Annotated in this window: 15 protein-coding genes and 1 pseudogene; 13 read left to right on the forward strand and 3 right to left on the reverse strand. The window is 42.0% G+C overall.

Features of this window, described 5'->3' with window-relative positions; genetic code table 11:
• Positions 1-9: 9 nt before the first annotated feature.
• Positions 10-507 (forward strand): SRPBCC family protein, encoded by a 498-nt coding sequence (locus B5Y40_RS04760; protein WP_079685547.1) that lies wholly within the window; start codon positions 10-12, stop codon positions 505-507.
• Positions 508-589: 82 nt separating this feature from the next.
• On the opposite strand, the gene B5Y40_RS04765 is transcribed toward B5Y40_RS04760, so the two are convergent.
• The gene (locus tag B5Y40_RS04765; protein WP_079685548.1) at positions 590-1,102 is read right to left on the reverse strand and encodes a hypothetical protein; all 513 of its coding nucleotides are present in this window, start codon (positions 1,100-1,102) and stop codon (positions 590-592) included.
• Between the two features lie 142 nt (positions 1,103-1,244).
• On the opposite strand from B5Y40_RS04765, the gene B5Y40_RS04770 reads away from it, so the two are divergent.
• The 9 genes and pseudogenes from B5Y40_RS04770 to B5Y40_RS04810 all read left to right on the forward strand — a co-directional run bounded on the left by B5Y40_RS04770 (position 1,245) and on the right by B5Y40_RS04810 (position 10,458).
• Positions 1,245-2,609, forward strand: coding sequence for an LPP20 family lipoprotein (locus tag B5Y40_RS04770; RefSeq protein WP_079685549.1), 1,365 nt, complete (start codon positions 1,245-1,247; stop codon positions 2,607-2,609).
• Between the two features lie 78 nt (positions 2,610-2,687).
• On the forward strand, positions 2,688-3,260 hold the full coding sequence (locus B5Y40_RS04775) for an LPP20 family lipoprotein (RefSeq protein ID WP_079685550.1): 573 nt from the start codon (positions 2,688-2,690) through the stop codon (positions 3,258-3,260).
• 95 nt (positions 3,261-3,355) lie between these two features.
• Positions 3,356-3,760: a DUF3052 domain-containing protein gene (locus B5Y40_RS04780; RefSeq protein WP_079685551.1), complete on the forward strand. Its 405-nt coding sequence runs from the start codon at positions 3,356-3,358 to the stop codon at positions 3,758-3,760.
• Positions 3,757-3,948, forward strand: a pseudogene (locus B5Y40_RS29885) (DnaJ domain-containing protein); the annotation flags it as partial. The gene B5Y40_RS04780 and the pseudogene B5Y40_RS29885, both read left to right, overlap by 4 nt.
• A 603-nt stretch (positions 3,949-4,551) precedes the next feature.
• A complete protein-coding gene (locus tag B5Y40_RS04790; RefSeq protein WP_079685553.1) occupies positions 4,552-4,899 on the forward strand; it encodes a translation initiation factor in 348 nt (115 codons plus the stop codon).
• 191 nt (positions 4,900-5,090) lie between these two features.
• Positions 5,091-6,770, forward strand: coding sequence for an amidohydrolase family protein (locus B5Y40_RS04795; RefSeq protein WP_079685554.1), 1,680 nt, complete (start codon positions 5,091-5,093; stop codon positions 6,768-6,770).
• A gap of 12 nt (positions 6,771-6,782) precedes the next feature.
• The gene (locus B5Y40_RS04800) at positions 6,783-8,147 is read left to right on the forward strand and encodes an amidohydrolase (RefSeq protein ID WP_079685555.1); all 1,365 of its coding nucleotides are present in this window, start codon (positions 6,783-6,785) and stop codon (positions 8,145-8,147) included.
• A gap of 11 nt (positions 8,148-8,158) precedes the next feature.
• Positions 8,159-9,472 carry an amidohydrolase family protein gene (locus tag B5Y40_RS04805; RefSeq protein ID WP_079685556.1) on the forward strand — a complete coding sequence of 438 codons (1,314 nt, stop codon included), beginning with the start codon at positions 8,159-8,161 and terminating at the stop codon, positions 9,470-9,472.
• Between the two features lie 77 nt (positions 9,473-9,549).
• Positions 9,550-10,458: a YitT family protein gene (locus B5Y40_RS04810; protein ID WP_079685557.1), complete on the forward strand. Its 909-nt coding sequence runs from the start codon at positions 9,550-9,552 to the stop codon at positions 10,456-10,458.
• A 105-nt stretch (positions 10,459-10,563) separates the two neighbouring features.
• On the opposite strand, the gene B5Y40_RS04815 is transcribed toward B5Y40_RS04810, so the two are convergent.
• Positions 10,564-12,015, reverse strand: coding sequence for a S1C family serine protease (locus tag B5Y40_RS04815; protein WP_079687082.1), 1,452 nt, complete (start codon positions 12,013-12,015; stop codon positions 10,564-10,566).
• A 242-nt stretch (positions 12,016-12,257) separates the two neighbouring features.
• On the opposite strand from B5Y40_RS04815, the gene B5Y40_RS04820 reads away from it, so the two are divergent.
• From B5Y40_RS04820 to rseP, 3 genes are all read left to right on the forward strand, one after another.
• Positions 12,258-13,757 carry a GH3 auxin-responsive promoter family protein gene (locus tag B5Y40_RS04820; protein WP_079685558.1) on the forward strand — a complete coding sequence of 500 codons (1,500 nt, stop codon included), beginning with the start codon at positions 12,258-12,260 and terminating at the stop codon, positions 13,755-13,757.
• A 178-nt stretch (positions 13,758-13,935) separates the two neighbouring features.
• Positions 13,936-15,099, forward strand: coding sequence for a 1-deoxy-D-xylulose-5-phosphate reductoisomerase (locus B5Y40_RS04825; RefSeq protein WP_185145718.1), 1,164 nt, complete (start codon positions 13,936-13,938; stop codon positions 15,097-15,099).
• Between the two features lie 68 nt (positions 15,100-15,167).
• Positions 15,168-16,505 (forward strand): RIP metalloprotease RseP, encoded by a 1,338-nt coding sequence (gene rseP / locus B5Y40_RS04830; RefSeq protein ID WP_079685560.1) that lies wholly within the window; start codon positions 15,168-15,170, stop codon positions 16,503-16,505.
• A gap of 141 nt (positions 16,506-16,646) precedes the next feature.
• Here rseP and B5Y40_RS04835 read toward each other — a convergent pair whose 3' ends face one another.
• Positions 16,647-18,623 carry an OmpA family protein gene (locus B5Y40_RS04835; RefSeq protein WP_079687083.1) on the reverse strand — a complete coding sequence of 659 codons (1,977 nt, stop codon included), beginning with the start codon at positions 18,621-18,623 and terminating at the stop codon, positions 16,647-16,649.
• Positions 18,624-18,736 lie beyond the last annotated feature (113 nt).

Raw genomic sequence — 18,736 nt, forward strand, 5'->3', positions numbered from 1 at the left:
GAGTTATTTATGGAATATGATTGGAGTAAATTCACAAAACGTGTAAGCATTAAAGCCGATGTTCAATCAATTTACAATAGCTGGACCACCCAGCAAGGTTTGGAGAGTTGGTTTCTGCGGTTGGCAGAGTTTACAAAACCTGATAAGACTTTGCGCGATCGGAGAAGTAATGTAGAAGCTGGCGATACCTATAAATGGCTTTGGTTTGGATATGGAGATGAATCCGTTGAGTGCAGGGAAGTACTCGAAGCAAATGGAAAAGATTTGTTCCGGTTTACGTTTTCCGGTGGATGTATTGTAACCATTCATATCAAGACTGAAAAAGGCGAAACACTTTGCGAATTAACGCAGTCTGATATACCGCTTACTGAAAAAGGAAAAGTAGACTTTCATCTGGGCTGTATGCAGGGCTGGACATTCTATCTCGCCAGTCTTAAATCTTTTCTGGAAGGAGGGATTGATCTTCGGAATAAAAACGATCAGTTGCACGATGTAATTAATGCCTGATCTATATTTCTTATAAAAGCTATAAACAAAAAAGCCGCACTGAAAATCAGCGCGGCTTTTTACATTATATACCTTGAATTAATTATTCACTTTTGCATACTCCGAAACTTAGTCTTCCTGAAGCATCCTTCGAAGCATTTACACCTATATTAGCACCTGCCAGAATTATATCTTTACTTTCTCCTGATGCAGCCAGATGTATCTTCATACACGCATCCAGCGCAGTCAGTTGTTTATAGGTGATAGTGGATTCATCAGCGACTTTGGTCAAAACGGTTTCGCTTGTGCCTACATTTCCAATAACCGGGTTAAGCGATGCATATACATCTGCACCCGGTGCTGAAATATTTCCAAGGTGAATATGTACCGGATGCTCGATAGTGCCTTCCGTCCCCGAAAGAGCAACCAACACAAGTGTGCTTCCGTCTGTCTTTTCTTTTAATGTCACCGTGCCATCTATATCATACTCTGACCCTGCGGCGAGTGCGTAAACAGTTTCGTTGCCAGTAAAATCTTTATCACCAGTACTGCTTTCATTGTCCTGGCAAGCCATCAAGCTCGCAGTCAACAGAATTCCGCCGATCACCTTTTTCATATCATCTTTAAGATTTATATAAAATTAAAAAAAATAGCGTTCGCTCAACATTTAGGTGCCCTTTCCCGTGTAGATTTGTCCGGACGAGAAATTGGCACGGATGTGGCAATAGCTCAAACGCTCAACTGCTTAAGGTTATTTTGTGAAACGACTTTTTACGCTACTCCTCTTTGTATCTGCCTGCAGCCCAAAGGTTCAGCCACCTGACCCTGAGTCCTTGAAGCCTGCCTGGCTTCGAACTGCCTCTGCTCAGGAAGGCTACTATACGGGCATCGGTCAGAGTAAAAAAGATGGCACAAACAATTATATCCAGGCTGCCAAAAAAAGTGCGCTGGACGATCTTGTTTCAGATATCAAAGTCAATGTTTCCAGTACTTCCGTGTTAAGCCAGTTTGAAGCTGATAAAAAATTTACCGAACAATACGAGCAGATCATCAAGACCACCACGGCCGATGAGATTGAAGAATTTGAACTGGTAGATGCCTGGGAAGATGCCACGAATTATTGGGTATACTATCGCCTTTCGATCGCGCGCTATCGCCAGATAAAAGAAGAACAGAAAAGAAATGCTACGTTGCTTGCTACCGATTATCTTCAAAAAGCACGACAAGCCGAGAAAGATAGAGAACGGCTTCAATCCGTTAGCTACTACTTTCAGGCGTTTCGCAGCATTGAAAAATATTTAGGTGAAGCCATCCGCGTAACGATCGATGGCAAAGAAGTTTTGCTCGTCAATGAAATATATGCATCGATACAAAGTGTATTGGATAAAATAAACCTGCGCGTTGATCCTTCCACGATAGAATTGAATCGCAGGATCAATCAGAGTACACAAACCGTTATCGCGAAAGCTTCCTATAAAGATTTAAATAAGCCCGCTATAAATCTTCCCCTATATGCAGCCTTTGAAAAAGGCGCAGGCGATGTATACCCGAACTATAAAACAGATGAGAAGGGACAAATTAAAATCCTGATGAACAAAATCAGTTCAAAGGAACTTGAGCAAACTGTAGGTATAAAGGTAGATATAGATGCCCTGAGTGGAACAAGCGGATCGCCTATCTATAAACTCATTGCGGCTACACTCAATGTGCCGCGTGCGCAGGTAACGTTAAAAGTGCAGCGTCCGGTTGTTTTCATGACTGCGGATGAAAAAAGTTTCGGACAGAATAAATCGAACTTCCAGATCAGCAATAAACTCAGAAACCTGCTTGCCAACAACGGCTTTGAATTTACAGAAGACAAGCGGTTGGCCGATCTCTGGTTTGATGTAAAAGCAGATTCAGAAAAAGGATCGGTTTCCGGAAGCATTTATATTACCTACCTGACCAGTATTATTAAAGTAACTGCGGTGAAAGAAGGGAAGGAGATCTATGCCGGAACACTCGACAGGGTCAAAGGCTACGGCCTCGATTATGATAAATCGAGCATCGATGCCTATAACAAATCCATGGAAACCCTCGAAAAAGAAAGAATGAACGAGTTGTTGAATACGGTTCTTCAATAGGGCACTTAATTATTAAGGCTCATTTACAATTTGGTATTTGATTTGCGTACTATAACTTGTCACTAAATTTCAATTGATATGAAAAAAATTACTTATTCTGTCCTTATGCTGATCGCTCTAGGTGGAGCATTTATGGTTAGCTGTAAAGGTGGTAAAGACAAAAAAGCTCCCTCCGGTGAGAAAGAAGTTGTTGTTCCTTGTTCCGGTTCTGATTTCTTTACAACCAATAAATTTTTCCGCGCCAACTCCATAGGCGAAAGCATGGACCAGGTTACTTCTAAAAAGAAGGCACTTGCCAACGCACGTGCTGAACTGGCCGCCAGCATTCAGACTACGGTAAAGGCTGTTACGGACAACTATACGAACTCACGTGAGATGAACAACAAGGAACAGGTTGAAGAACGTTTCGAACAATTGAACCGCGAGATCGTAGATCAGAAATTAACAGGTCTTAAAACCATCTGCGAAAAACTGATGAAGACCGAAGATGGTAACTATAAAACGTATATCGCTATAGAACTTTCTGCTGATGAATTGGTAGCAACATACAACGAACGTCTTTCAAAAGATGAACGTCTTAAAATCGACTATGATTACGAGAAGTTCAAAGAAACGTTTGATAAGGAAATGGAAAAACTCGGTAATAACTAATATCGATCAGTCACTTGTAAAGGCCACCTTACCGGTGGCTTTTTTGTTTGTGTTTTTTTTGATCAATGATATACTTATATTTTCCTTAAGTATATATGGCAGGCTACTCAGGAACACCACTCATAAAGAAACTCGGCATCAAAGCCTGTTGTAGTATTTTTGTGGGCCACCCACCCGATGCATATATAGAATGGCTGGGCCCTCTTCCGGAGAATGTTACGTTTAAAGATAACCTCACAGGCGAACTCGACTTCATTCATCTTTTTGTAAAAGAACGAAAGGTGTTCGAAAGGGAATTTACACGAAGTAAAAAACATTTGAAGAAGGATGGGATGCTTTGGATATCATGGCCTAAAAAATCTTCGAAAGTTGTTACTGATCTGGATGAAAATATAATTCGTGAGTATGGTTTAAAAGAAGGACTCGTAGATGTTAAGGTTTGTGCAGTAGACGACATTTGGTCGGGATTGAAATTTGTTTTTAGAGTAAAGGACCGATGAAAGATTATTACCAAATATTGGGTGTACAATATTCTGCGCATGCCGCAGATATCAAGCGGGCGTATCGTATGCTGGCAGTACGGTATCATCCTGATAAGAATCCGGATCCGCAAGCAGAAGTACTCTTCAAAGAGATCAATGAAGCGTATGATGTATTGAGCGATCCACAGAAAAAGATACAATACGATTTACGAAGACAAAATCCTTTTGTTGAGGTAGGTTACGAGCAACCATCTACACCGCCACCGCCACGTCATCGCGACCCTGCCTATAGAAGAAAACGTCCACCGGTATATCAGAAAAGTGAGCGGCAGCGCATGCGCGAACTCATGCAAAATTATCTGCCCTATGTAAAGTGGCTTTGCTGGGCTGGGTTGGTGGTTACTATTCTTTTTGCACTAGACTATATTTTGCCCTATCAAACAAAACAGGAAAAGATTGTTAAGGGCTACAACGTGACGGGAAGACGGGGCGGTTATAGTCATACGGTATTAATTATGGAATCAGGTAAGAAGATAAAGCTATATGGTCTTGATGGCGGCTCCATAGAAGTAGGAAATGTGCTGGAGTATAAAGAAACATTGATATATAGAACTGTGATGTCTATCGTGAACGGTGATTACTCAAGGTCGCTCGGATATGTATATGGAGGGATCGCACTCTTTCCGGGAATTTTATTTGTGGTAGCCTTAACCGGAATTTTGAGGCGCAAAGATGTGGAATACCATTTTAACGCCTGTATAGTCTCGGGTATACTGTTGATCATAAATTTATATTTAATTTTGTGAGCTATGAGTAAAAAGAACGATTGGAAAAAACGCGATGGCATTGTGTATTCAACCTCTTCCGAATATGAATATGCCTATCAGCAAAATGAAGAAGCGCAGACACTTCCTGCTCAACAGCAAAATCTCAAAGTACAGTTAGACAAAAGCGGCCGGGCTGGTAAACAGGTTACACTGGTTACAGGTTTTGTTGGAAGTGCAGCTGATCTTGAATCACTCACCAAAGTAATTAAGACCAAATGTGGTGTAGGTGGTTCTTCGAAGGACGGTGAAATTCTCATCCAGGGCGATGCCCGCGACAAAGTAGTACTGATCCTCCAGAAGGAAGGCTATAAAGCAAAACGTGTAGGGTAAAGTAAACTTCTATTTTAACGTTAACGATTGCTCCATCTTCGGACTCTTCAGATAAAAATTCCTTCATGCTAAATTTTCTACTTTAAAGCATCTGACTTTAAGCTGTTGCTGCGCACAATCCATTTTTCCTTGAGCGGTTTGATCTTGAGACGAAAACGTCTTTTCTTGCTACGTACCAAAATCTGAACTAAATGAAGAATTGCTACTCTTCGGGCAGAGTATATCTGCTGTTAAGTTTGCTATTCGCGCCCTGGCTGCTTCATGCACAGGAGGAACGTGATCTTAGACCCGTTACGCGAACCTATGCACTTACTGATATTACAATTATCCAAGGCCCCGGCAGAAAAGTCGATAAGGGTGTTGTTGTGATCAAAGACGGATTGATTAAAGCCGTAGGCAAAGATATACCTATACCTGCGGAAGCGATTGTCATCAAGTCTGATAGCATGTATGTATATGCCGGATTTATCGATGGACTCTCGCGTGTTGGTGTTACCAAGCCGCATGAAGAGAATAGAGATCGCGTTAAAGATCCTGGCAATCCTCCTCCCGACCGGGCTGGTATAACTCCTCAAGTCGATGTTCGTAATTTTCTGAGCACATCTGAAAAGTCAATTGAAGAACTTCGTGCTATAGGCTTTACTACAGCACACGTAGTCCCTTATGGCGGCATGCTTCCTGGAAGTGGCGCGATCGTTCAGCTCTCCGGTAAATCTGCCGATGATATGGTATTGATATCGCAATCAGCTTTCTATTCTGAGTTGACACCTGCAGAACGAATGTACCCGGCTACCACGATGGCCGTAATTGCAAAGTGGCGTGAGCTCTATAGACAGGCATCACTCGAAAAGAATTATAGTGCAGTATATGCAGCGAATCGTTCAGGTCTTGAGCGCCCTGCTACAAATCGTTTACTTGAGCCGTTCTATCCGGTAATTGATAAACGTGTCCCCGTTTTATTCAAAGCTGAAAAAGTATGGGATATACATCGTATTCTGAATCTTCAAAAAGACCTTGGATTCTCATTGGTAGTGGCAGAGGTGAAAGAAGGATGGGATGCTGCCGGCAAACTGAAAACATCGGGAGCAAAAGTTTTTCTGAGTCTGGATTTACCGGAGGAGAAAAAAGAAGAGAAGAAGGACGATAAAAAAGATGCTCCTAAAAGCATGACGGATGAAGAGAAACAAAGCCTTGATAAACGTAAAGCTGAATTTATAGCAAAGTATATAGGGCAGGCACTTACGTTTCAGCAGGCAGGTATACCGTTTGGTTTTTCAACCTTGTCTGCAAAGACAAAAGATATACAAGGGAATATCAGAAGAATTATAAAAGCGGGATTAACAGAAGATCAGGCATTGGCAGCATTGACAACAACACCGGCTCAACTTCTGGGACTAAGCGATCGGCTGGGTTCTATCGATGCTGGTAAAATTGCAAACCTTGTGATCAGTAGGAAACCGTACTTCGACGAGAAATCGAAAGTGAAGTATGTATTTGTAGAAGGTATACTCTATAAATCTGAAACTCCGGAAGCGAAGACGGACGCCAAGGTTTCTATAGATGGAGAGTGGGACATTACCGCGGATACACCACAGGGAAAAAGCGAATCCGTTATCACGATTAAGAAAGAAGGCGATAAATATACCGGTAAGATTTCGGGCAGTCGTTTTCCGCAGGCTATCAACTTTGATGAAATCACACTGGTTGGTAACAAGCTGAAGTTTACGTTTACCATGACCGAGAGTAACAACACGATAAAAATTACAGTAGATGCTGTAGTGGAAGGAACAACCTTCAAAGGCAACGCTACTTTTGGTCAGAATGAAAGCCTTCCGGTGGAGGGAAAGAAAAAAACTCAGCCTAAACTTTAAGATACAGCAAGTATGAAGAAGATACTATTAATCATGGTGCTGGCTGTAAATGTTACGCTGGCACAAGAACGCGGAAATATACTGATCAAGAACGCAACGGTTCTCACGATAACAAAAGGTACACTGCAAAATACAGATGTGCTGGTAAAAGATGGCAAGATCACGCAGTTGGGTAAAAATATAGCAACACCGGCAGGGTATAAAGTAGTAGATGCCTCCGGATTATTCGTAATGCCTGGTATTATCGATGCGCACTCGCATCAGGGTATAGATGATATTAACGAAGCAACCAGTCCCGTTACGGCAGAAGTGTTTGTAGGCGATGTAATCAATCCATCGGAAATTTCCCTATACCGCGCGCTGGCTGGTGGTGTAACCACTATACATGCTATGCATGGTTCTGCCAATGCAATTGGTGGACAATGTGAAACCCTGAAATTGCGCTACGGTGTAAAAGATCCGGAAGCATTGCGTATGGAAGGTGCACCACGTACTATCAAATTTGCTTTGGGGGAAAATCCAACACGGGTACATGGTGGAGGTAACAACATTGTTCCGCGCACGCGTATGGGCGTTGAGTTTGTAATGCGTGAAGCCTTCTCGAAGGCGAAAGAATATACAGCAAGTTGGGATGCCTATACCAAATCAAAATCACAGAAAGGATTTCGGGGTGCACCACCGGAATATAGCTACCGGCTTGAGACCTTGGGCGAGATTCTGAAAGGTAACATCATAATCCATTGCCACAGCTATCGTGCAGACGAGATATATATGATGCTGAAAGTTTGCAAGGATTTTGGAATTAAGAAGATTGTTTTTCAACACGTGAACGAAGGTTTCAAAGTAGCGCCTGAGTTGGCAGCGCAGGGAGCCATGGCTTCGGTGTTCTCCGACTGGTGGTCCTATAAATTTGAAGTATATTACTCCACAGCATACAACGCCGCTATACTTACCAAGAACGGTGTAACCACATCAATCAATTCAGATGATGGAGAGTTGATGCGCCATTTATACCACGAGGCTGCCAAAACTCAAAAGTATGGAGCATTAACCGATGAAGAAGCACTCGCATTGATCACCATCAACCCGGCAAAACAATTGGGTATTGATAGCCGAGTAGGTTCAATCGAAGTTGGAAAGGAAGCAGATATAGCGATCTTTAAAAGTCATCCATTGTCCAGCTATACTATACCGGTGGTTACGATCGTAGATGGTATCGTACGTTTTGATCGCGAAAAAGATCCGGATGATGTTCGCCTCTATGTCGATCCAAAACAAGAGATCGAGCTAACAGCTTTTACCGACCGCAACCATGAACACGAGCATTGCATGGAAGGAGCGGAGTCTGATTTTGAAACTATATTCAACATTAACTAAGCACAGCAGCCATGAAACGAAAACTATATTTCAAAGTAAGTATACTCGTGATTCTTGCTTGTGCAGTCGCAGAATCATTGTATGCACAATCTCCGAAAGCTATATATGGAACTTTCGCGCTGACGAACGCCAGCATTGAAACCATAACGAAAGGTGTTATTCAAAACGGTACGGTGGTAATCAGCAATGGAAAAATTACGGCTGTTGGTACATCGGTAGCGATTCCGGCCGGAGCGCAGGTTATAGATTGCAAAGGTCAATGGATTTACCCGGGCATGATCGATAGCTTTACACAACTTGGTTTGAGTGAAGTAGCATCTGATCCGCGTACGCGTGATTTCGAAGAAGTGGGAGATATCATTCCACAGGTACGCGCAATCACGGCAGTAAATCCGAACTCTGCATTGATTCCCGTAACACGCATCAGTGGTGTAACAACTGTGCTGGCATCTCCTCAGGGAAGTCTCGTCTCCGGTACCGCTGCGTTAATCGATCTTCACGGATATACTCCGGATCAAATGTTTGCAGGTTTTGAAGGGGTGGTGCTATCATTTCCAGATGTTGGCAGAAGAGGATTCTTTGATCGCAGATCGGATGAAGATCTGAAAAAGGATTACGATAAAAAACTGAGCAAGCTGAATGAAGCGTGGGACCGTGCAATTGAATACCACAAGATTGATTCAGCATCAAAGTCAAAAGGTGTTACCTATTATCCGGAGATGCAAGCTTTGCTTCCGGTGATCCGTGGGGAGCGCGCATTGCTTATACAGGCGAACGCTGCTAAAGATATACTGAACGCATTACAGTGGGTGAAGGATAAGAAAGTAAAAAAAGCTATACTGGTAGGTGTACTGGAAGGCTGGCGTGTAGCCAGTGAGGTAGCAAAGGCAAATATACCGGTGATCGTTGGTCCGGTTCAGGATTTACCTTCACGCGATTATGATCGGTACGATAAAGCATATGCTAATCCAGGGCTCTTGCGTAAGGCAGGTGTAAAGGTTGCTATCTGTACACAAGAGGCTCGCGGCAATGTTCGTAATCTTCCATACCATGCTGCGTTTGCTGCTGCATATGGCTTAGGTCGCGAAGAAGCTTTAAAGGCTGTTACCATTGCACCAGCGGAAATTTTCGGAGTAGCAGATCGTGTTGGTTCGATTGAAGTTGGTAAAGATGCTACACTCTTCATAAGTGATGGCGATCCGTTTGAGACAAAGACAACGATCAAACAGGTATTTATTGACGGATGGAAAATTCCGATGGTAAGCCGTCAGACAGAACTATATGATGAGTTCCTGAAACGTGAACCGGGTGTGAGTAAAAATTAATACTTCAGTAAAATAAAATCACTTTATGGAAGCCGTTCCTACTTTTAGGGACGGCTTCTTTTTTATAACTTGATGGAATGTCATCGCAGCAACGACTCATCGAATTAAAAAAAATCAGGGTAAAGAAAATTACCATTATTCGTGGCATCAAGGATACGGTCTTTATTTCGCTTGGTGTTCTCTCTGCTGCTTTCGGACTAAAAGGATTTCTGTTGCCAAATGACTTTCTGGATGGTGGCGTAATGGGGATTTCTCTTCTTACCAATGTACTCACAGATATAGACCTTGCTTATCTGGTGGTGATTATTAACATACCTTTTATTATAGTAGGGTATAAGCAGATCTCGAAGTTGTTTGCGTTGAAAACACTCATCGCGATTACAGCGCTCGCACTTTGTCTTTCTTTTTTTGAATTCCGGTCTATCACAGATGATAAGTTATTGATCGCAGTTTTTGGTGGTTTCTTTCTCGGGTGCGGTATAGGTTTATCGATAAGAGGGGGCAGTGTAATTGATGGAACAGAAGTGCTCGCCATTTACGTAAGCCGGAATACGCCATTAACCGTTGGTGATATTATTCTTATTTTCAACATCGCTATATTTTCTGTAGCTGCATGGTTGATAAACATGGAGACAGCTCTATATGCTATACTTACTTACCTCATTGCTTCAAAGACTGTAGACTTTGTCGTGCACGGCATTGAAGAATATACCAGTGTGATGATCGTGTCAGAAAAAAGCGTAGAGATAAAGGATGCCATCACTGAAAAGATGGGCAGAGGTGTAACGATTCTGAAAGGCAAGAGCGGTTATGGCAAAACAGGACATCGCACGAAAGATCAGGACGTGATCTTCTCCGTGATAACGCGTCTTGAACTTCAGAAATTGAAAATGGAAATTGCTAAAATAGATCCGGATGCATTTGTTGTGGAGAATAGCGTAAATGATATCAAGGGTGGGATGATCAAGAAGAGACCTTTAGAGTAAGTCTATATGCATCCAGATATACATCCTAAAAATAAAAGTGCCTGGTAAATTACCAGGCACTTTTAGTATATATACTTTGTAAGGCTTGTAAACGCAGTATGAACGTTACCGGATCACAAATGGAATCTCCACTTGTTGCTTGGAGCTGTTCACACCATAGATATACCCCCGACCTTTAAACTTCGCGAAGAATTCACTGATCTCTTCAGGGTCTTTTACACGCTGGCGGTTAATCGCTACGATCGTAAAGTTTTCGGGTAAACCGATCTGCTTCAGTACACTGCTGTCTTTAATCTTGAATACTTTTACACCGTAGCGCGTTCCTTCCATTTGCGCACCGAGATTCGAGTCCGTCAGAATTTTACGTTTGATAATCTCGGTAGTACCATTCTGGTTGATCAGTGTTAACGACACTGTATTTGCTTTACCATCACGTGAATACGTGAATGTAATTTTATCACCTGGATTATGATAGCTTAGCTCTTCTTCAAACTCACTTTGTGTATTGACAGAAACATCATTGATCTTCGTGATAACATCACCGAGTTTAAGACCAGCCTGAAACGCTGGGCCATCCCGATCCAGTTGTTCAAGAAGAACACCATTGTAATTTTTAACGTCTGTAGGCAGATCATACTTCTTGGCGTGTTCGTAATCATACTCAACAACGCTTCCTCCAAAGAAAGCTTTTTGAGACAAGCCATATTTCACAAGGTCATTGAAAACTTTTTTAGCAATGTCGGTCGGTATAGCAAATGCATACCCGGTATAGGAACCTGTTCTCGAAAGAATAGCAGAGTTTATACCTACCAGTTCACCCGCTTTATTTACCAACGCACCACCCGAGTTACCCGGGTTGATAGCAGCATCAGTTTGAATAAATGATTCAATGGGAAATTTATCTTCCAGTATACCAATGCGTCTTCCTTTAGCACTTACAATCCCTGCTGTAACAGTCGATGAAAGTGAATATGGATTTCCCACGGCAATCACCCATTCACCAACCTGTACATTCTTGGAACTTCCCAAAGTTATAGCCGGAAGATTTGTTGCTTTGATTTTTATAACGGCCAGATCAGTAGAAGGATCTGTACCAACGAGTTCGGCAGGATATACCTGCTTGTTGTAATTTACCTCGATGCGTTCAGCGGTTTCCACCACGTGATTGTTCGTGACAATATAACCATCCGTTGTAAAGATCACACCGGAACCACTACTCACTTGTGTGCGGCCACTGCCACCACCGCCTTCACCAAAGAACCAGTCCCAATACGAATAGGACACTCCTTGCGAGATGCTGTTGATATATACAACACTTTGCGTAGCCTTCGCGGCAGCGTCACTGAAATCAACGGCAGCCAGTGTTGAAGAGGTGCCTTGTGTTACAGCGTTGTTGGGTGAAGCGTTAGGAACTGTGGAGTCGTAATGCACCGTTGTAAACTGCGTTTCATTTTGACTGTCAGCAATTTCAGGCTTCACAACCAAACGATAAAAAGTATACGAGCCACCAAAGCCCGCCAAAAAGGCAAGAACGATTATCTTAATTGTATTCTTCATAAGCATTTTGAAAAGCATTAATCATTCCAGATAGACGAAAAGATCTACTGAAAAGTTGAAAATTGACTTGAATAACTTCAAAAGAATAAAAGAAGTTTAGTTTTTTAATACTTCCATCTTTTATCGCAAGGTTAAATTTTCAGGTTACGCTGACATTTTGTGCATGTAAAGAATCGGAAAACGTGCGCTTTGTCAGAAGCTATCCGATTCACGATTGACTGATTTTATTAGTTTTGTGGACTATGGGAATCCGCTCTTTTTTGGCAAAACCTTTTGCCGCATATATTGACTCTCAAACCAGACAATGGTCTCTCCAACCGGGGAAGTACCAACTGCAGACATTGCTCGACCTGATAGCGCAGAGTAAATCTACAGCGTTTGGTAAGGATCATGATTTTGCATCGATCCGCACGTACGAGGATTTTAAGAAGCGTGTTCCTGTTCGCGATTATGAATTATTAAAGCCGTATTTTGATCGGGTAGTGAAAGGTGAAGCAGATGTTTTGTGGAAAGACAAACCACTATACCTGGCAAAAACTTCCGGCACTACATCGGGCACGAAATATATTCCCATCACAAAGGAATCTGTATCCTATCATTTTAATAGTTCGCGTAATGCTGTGTTGAGCTATGTACATGAAACTGGTAATGCATCTTTTTTAGATGGCGGTCTCATCTTTCTTTCGGGGAGTCCTGAACTGGAAGAGAAGGCCGGTATAAAAGTTGGCAGGCTTTCTGGTATCGCCAATCACCAGGTGCCCGCATACTTGCGCACCAATCAGAAGCCAAGCTATAAAACCAACTGCATTGACGACTGGGAAGAGAAACTTGAGCGCATCGTTGATGAGACGTTAAAAGCAAACATGACGTTGATCTCGGGTATACCTCCGTGGGCGCAAATGTATTTTGATCGTTTACAGGCACGCACCGGCAAAAAGGTGAAAGATATATTTCCCAACTTTTCGTTGTTTGTATATGGTGGCGTGAACTTCGAGCCGTACCGCGCAAAGTTGTTCGATTCTATTGGTAAAAAAGTAGATTCGATTGAGACATACCCGGCATCGGAAGGATTTATAGCGTATCAGAATTCACAGACTGAGCCAGGTTTATTATTGCTACTCAACAGCGGTATCTTCTACGAGTTTATTCCTGCCGATGAATACTTTAATGATAACCCACGCAGGCTTAGTATAGAAGAAGTAGAGTTGGGAAAAAATTATGCACTCATCATCAACAGCAATGCAGGGCTATGGGGATATTCAATTGGTGATACTGTAAAGTTTATTTCGAAAGATCCCTATAAAATAATTGTCTCCGGCAGAATCAAGCATTTCATTTCCGCCTTTGGAGAACACGTGATTGGAGAAGAAGTAGAGAAGGCTATGAAGTTTACGATGGAAAAATTTCCGGAGGTTGAACTGATTGAATTTACGGTGGCTCCAAACGTTGCCCCGAAGGAAGGAATGCCACACCATCAGTGGCTCATTGAATTCGCGAAAACTCCACACGACCTGCAGGCTTTTTCATTGGAGCTTGATAAACAAATGCGTCAACTCAATGTTTATTATGACGACTTAATTTCGGGAAATATTCTTCAAACGCTTATCATTAAAAGTCTGAAACGTAATGCTTTCATAGACTATATGAAATCGCAAGGCAAACTTGGAGGACAGAACAAAGTACCACGATTATCAAATGATCGAAAGATTGCGGATGTATTGCAGGAGTTTAATTCCCAGTAACGAAGGAGGGGGTATACCAAACTAATTTCTTATTTTTACCCAAACGTGCAGATGCAAAAAATGATGTATTGCGACTTGAGTTTGTTCTTCAACTACGTATCATCATTCAAGGTATTTTAACGAAGAATTCAGCTTGATCCGGATCATAACAAATCATATTCACTAATCGCCAATTACATTGGGTAACAAAAAGAACATTGCTATACTTGGTTCCACGGGTTCTATCGGTACGCAGGCATTAGAAGTTATTTCAGCACACCCCGATGCGTTCGAAGTAGAAGTGTTAACAGCGCAGAATAATGCAGCGTTGCTGATTGAACAAGCCCGTAAATTCAAACCGAACGTTGTTGTTATCGCCAATGATGAACACTACCTGCAGGTTAAAGAAGCTTTGGCGAATGAGGATATTAAAGTATATGCCGGAGAAAAAGCATTAGCCGATGTTGTGCAAATGGATACCATCGATCTTGTCCTCACAGCATTGGTGGGTTATTCAGGTCTTCGTCCCACTATAAAAGCAATTGAAGCAGGCAAGACTATAGCGCTTGCAAATAAAGAAACGCTGGTTGTAGCAGGTGATCTGATCACCAGGCTTGCACGCGAAAAAGGCGTAAATATATACCCCGTAGATTCTGAACACTCTGCCATATTTCAATGTATAGTGGGGGAGTTTCATAATAAAATCGAGAAGATTATTCTGACAGCCAGTGGCGGGCCCTTCCGGGGAAAACGGAAAGAAGAATTAATCCAAGTAACGAAAGCGCAGGCATTGAAACATCCCAATTGGACAATGGGTGCAAAAGTTACCATCGATTCGGCAACGCTCATGAACAAAGGATTGGAAGTGATCGAAGCGAAATGGTTATTCGGATTGAAAACAGAACAAGTTGAGGTTGTGGTCCATCCGCAATCCATCATACATTCCCTTGTCCAATTTGAAGATGGCTCATTGAAAGCTCAGTTAGGATTGCCCGATATGAAGTTGCCCATCCAATTTGCAATGAGTTTTCCGGAGAGATTAAAATCTGATTTTCCGCGTTTTGATTTCATGAACTATCCGTCTTTGACGTTTGAAAAGCCTGATACAGAAACTTTTCGTAATCTTGCACTGGCATTTGAAGCGTTGGGAAAAGGAGGGAACATGCCATGTGTGCTGAATGCAGCGAACGAAGTGGCAGTGGCCGGGTTTTTGAAGGACTCCGTAGGCTTCCTTGAAATATCGGATATTGTTGAACGATGCCTCATGAAAATCGATTATGTGCTAAACCCTTCATACGAAGATTACGTGAACACTGACAAAGAGACACGGGCAAGAGCACAAGAAATGATAAAGTCCATTTAACACAAGGTTTTATCATAACACACGCACACGTGATTATTACGTAAATGATAACAATTAACGGATAACGAATGGATTGGATGATTATGTTAGCTCAGCTTCTGTTGAGCTTGTCTTTCTTGGTGGCGGTGCACGAAATGGGGCACTTGTTAGCGGCAAAATATTTCGGAATGCGGGTTGAGCAATTTTCAATTGGCTTCCCTCCGAAACTTTGGTCTTTTAGAAAAGGTGATACTGAATATGCAATTAGTGCAATACCATTGGGAGGCTACGTGAAGATCTCTGGTATGATCGATGAATCGCTTGATAGCGAAGCGATGAAAATGCCTCCTCAACCCTGGGAGTTTCGTTCTAAGCCAGCATGGCAACGCCTCATCGTAATGCTCGGTGGTATATTTGTAAACGTCATTGTTGGGATTATCATTTTTATAGGTATCACATTTGCATTTGGTGATACGTATCTTTTAAACAGCGAGATCAACAAACTTGGTGGTATCGAAGCACGGCCGATTGGTAAACGCCTCGGTCTGAAAACCGGTGATAAGATCGTGAAGATCAACGGAAAGGAATTTAAGTATTTCGATGATATCATGAGACCACAAACCCTGCTGACGGATAACGCATACTATACCGTTGAGCGTGATGGTCAGTTAGTGGATATTAGTATACCTGCAGACTTCATTCAGAAATTCAATAAAAAGGATAGTGCCCGTAATTTTATAGGCTATCGCATTCCTCCCGTAATTGGCGAAGTAGCAAAAGACTCTATAGCAGGTAAAGTAGGCTTGCAAAAAGGAGATGTTATTACAGAGATAAATGGTATACACTTTACCTATATGGACCAGGTATATGAGTATATCAAATATGAAGCTGTTAAACGTGATACCATTACATTCAAAGTAATGCGTGCAGGAACATTACTTTCCTTTAAAGAAAACTTCAAGGGAAGAGCAGCCATTGGTTTCATTCCTATGGAGCCTGAAAGTTACCTGAAGAGCGCTGAAGTAAACATTGAGTATGGATTTATTGAATCTATACCATTGGGAACAGACCGCGCATTTCAAACGCTGAAAACGCAAGTAAGAGCTTTTGGTAAAGTGATCACCGGAGTTCTTTCTCCCAAAGAATCTTTATCAGGTCCTATCGGGATTATGCAGGCATATGGTGCAGAGTGGAACTGGCAACGCTTCTGGTCACTCACCGGTGTACTTTCATTGGTACTTGCGTTTATGAATTTACTCCCGATTCCGGCATTGGATGGAGGACACGTAATGTTCCTGTCATACGAAATAATATCACGCAGAAAACCTTCTGATAAATTCCTTGAAGCTGCTCAAAAAGTAGGGATGGTATTTCTGTTAGCACTGATGGTATTCATCTTTGCAAATGATATTATCAAGCTCTTCTAAGAAGATATAGGTATACATCTTAATCGATGCCAATAGAAAAGGTCGCTTCACGAAGCGACCTTTTCTATTATACTGTATATCTTGGGATGAATGTGAGCGTTGAATCAGTTTGTAATGCTGATGGTGCGAATTATTGTTTCGTTATTCAAACTTCCTGATCTCGAACTCTACTCTTCGGTTTAAACCACGATCTTCATCGGTCTTCTCTTCTACAATCGGTTTTGAACTTCCGAAGCCATGGGCTTCAATTCGTTTGGTATCTATTTTATACTGATATATAAGATATGCCTTGATTGCATCGGCGCGTGCCTGTGAAAGCTTCAGGTTCGACATTTCATTTCCTTGCGAATCGGTATGACCAGATATACTTAATGCTAACTGGGGATGATCGATCAGAAAGTTTGCAATCTTGTTCAAGTCATCATGCATCGTGGTAAGAATATCCGCTTTACCGTTTTCAAATTCCAGTGACTTGAATGCCATCTTGCTTTCGATCGGCTCTGTCTCCAGGTTCATCTCGCGGTCTCCTTCCATATAGAAGATCTGTTCGATGCGGAAGAAATCATCACCCTGTATAATAAGCAGGTAATTTCGTTTGTTGATCAATCTAAAATCGAACGAGCCATCTTCTCTTAAAAACTTGGGAGCAACTTCAACACCTTTATCAAGGTCGATAACAGATACTATACCTCTGAATGGTTTCTTCGTTTCGGAGTTGATGAGCTTTCCTTTCAGGTTTACAATCGCTTCAGGTTGAGCTTCCATAGGAACCGGAAAGGAATATAGATCGAGGTTCTTCAGGTCGTCTTCTGCGGAGTGTGCATAGTAAAGACGATTGGATTGTGAATCGATCGTAAAGTAGTATTCACTTCCCACGCTGTTAACCAACGGTCCGATGTTCTTTGGTTCGCCCCATGTATTGCCCTGGCTATAGGATTTATAGATATCAAAATCTCCAAAGTTGAGCGGTTGTCCGTTTGAACTGAAATATAGCACCTTGAATTTATGATGATAAAACGGACTCACTTCAAAGGCACGCGTGTTAATAATCGGCCCTATATTTTGCGCTTTGCGCCAATTGCCCTTCGGGTCCTTTACGGAAAAGTATATATCAGAGTATCCAAAGCCACCGATGCGATCAGAGGAGAAATATAGTGTATCACCGGAATGTGAAAGTGAAGGTTGTGAGTCCCACGATGTTGTATTGATGTTGGCCCCTAAGTTACGAGGTGTTCCCCAGGTGCTGTCGCTGCGCAAATCCGATACAAAGATATCACAATTGCCATACGAGTCAGGAGAGTTGCAACGTGCAAAGTAAAGATGCTTTCCATCTTTACTCAGACTGGCTGAACCTTCGTTGTAACGTGTGTTGATGGTTTTAAAGTCTTCTGCAAATCCCCATACAGTATCCTGTTCCTGCTTTATAGTATAAAACAGATCTTCATTGTAGGTCTTGTTAAGCGGATCAATTTTAGAATTCCGTTTCGATGTAAACAGTAAAACATTATCAACGTTACCGATGGTTGGACCGTAATCTTCTTTCTCTGAATTTACACCATAGCCCATGTTCAGCAACACACCTTGCGGAGGACGAAGCGTATCGATTTCTTTTCGAAATGCAACGAGCTCATAATATTGTTTCAACGGAACATATAGATCTTTTTGATTTTTTGTAAGCGTATCGAATTCACGCTTTACTTGCTGCTCATCTATACTCTGCTTGTAATGTTTCAACACCAGCTTATATAGCAGCACAGCTTCACCGGGAGGTCCAAGTTTTTCAGAGAGTTTCGCGAAATCCCAGAGCAATTGAATGTCATGTGAAAAATTATCAACACCGAAATTTTTTACATACACTTTTAACTCGCTATACTGTTGTTCGTAGTCACCAGTAGCAGCAAGTGCTTTTATTCTTCCCAACTTCGCTGCATCTTTATAGTAAAGTACCTTATTGAGGTTTGGAAAGTCAAAGATGTCAGATTGACTGTAGCTTGTCAGGCTATCATTCAATTCCACGATTCCGCCCTTTTTGAATTTCTGTTTGGGCTTTTGGGCCAGGAGCGGAACGTGAAGCAACAGCCAAAAGGCTGTAATAAAGATCAAAAAGTAGGTTTTCACAGAACCTTTGTTTGGTAAAAAATTCACGCCAACCGTTAAAGTTGATACAAATTTACTTCTTTTACAACTCTCTTGGCATTACTATTGTCCTTTAGGCGAACCTGATATACAAC

Source organism: Ohtaekwangia koreensis, assembly GCF_900167975.1.
GTDB lineage: Bacteria > Bacteroidota > Bacteroidia > Cytophagales > Cyclobacteriaceae > Ohtaekwangia > Ohtaekwangia koreensis.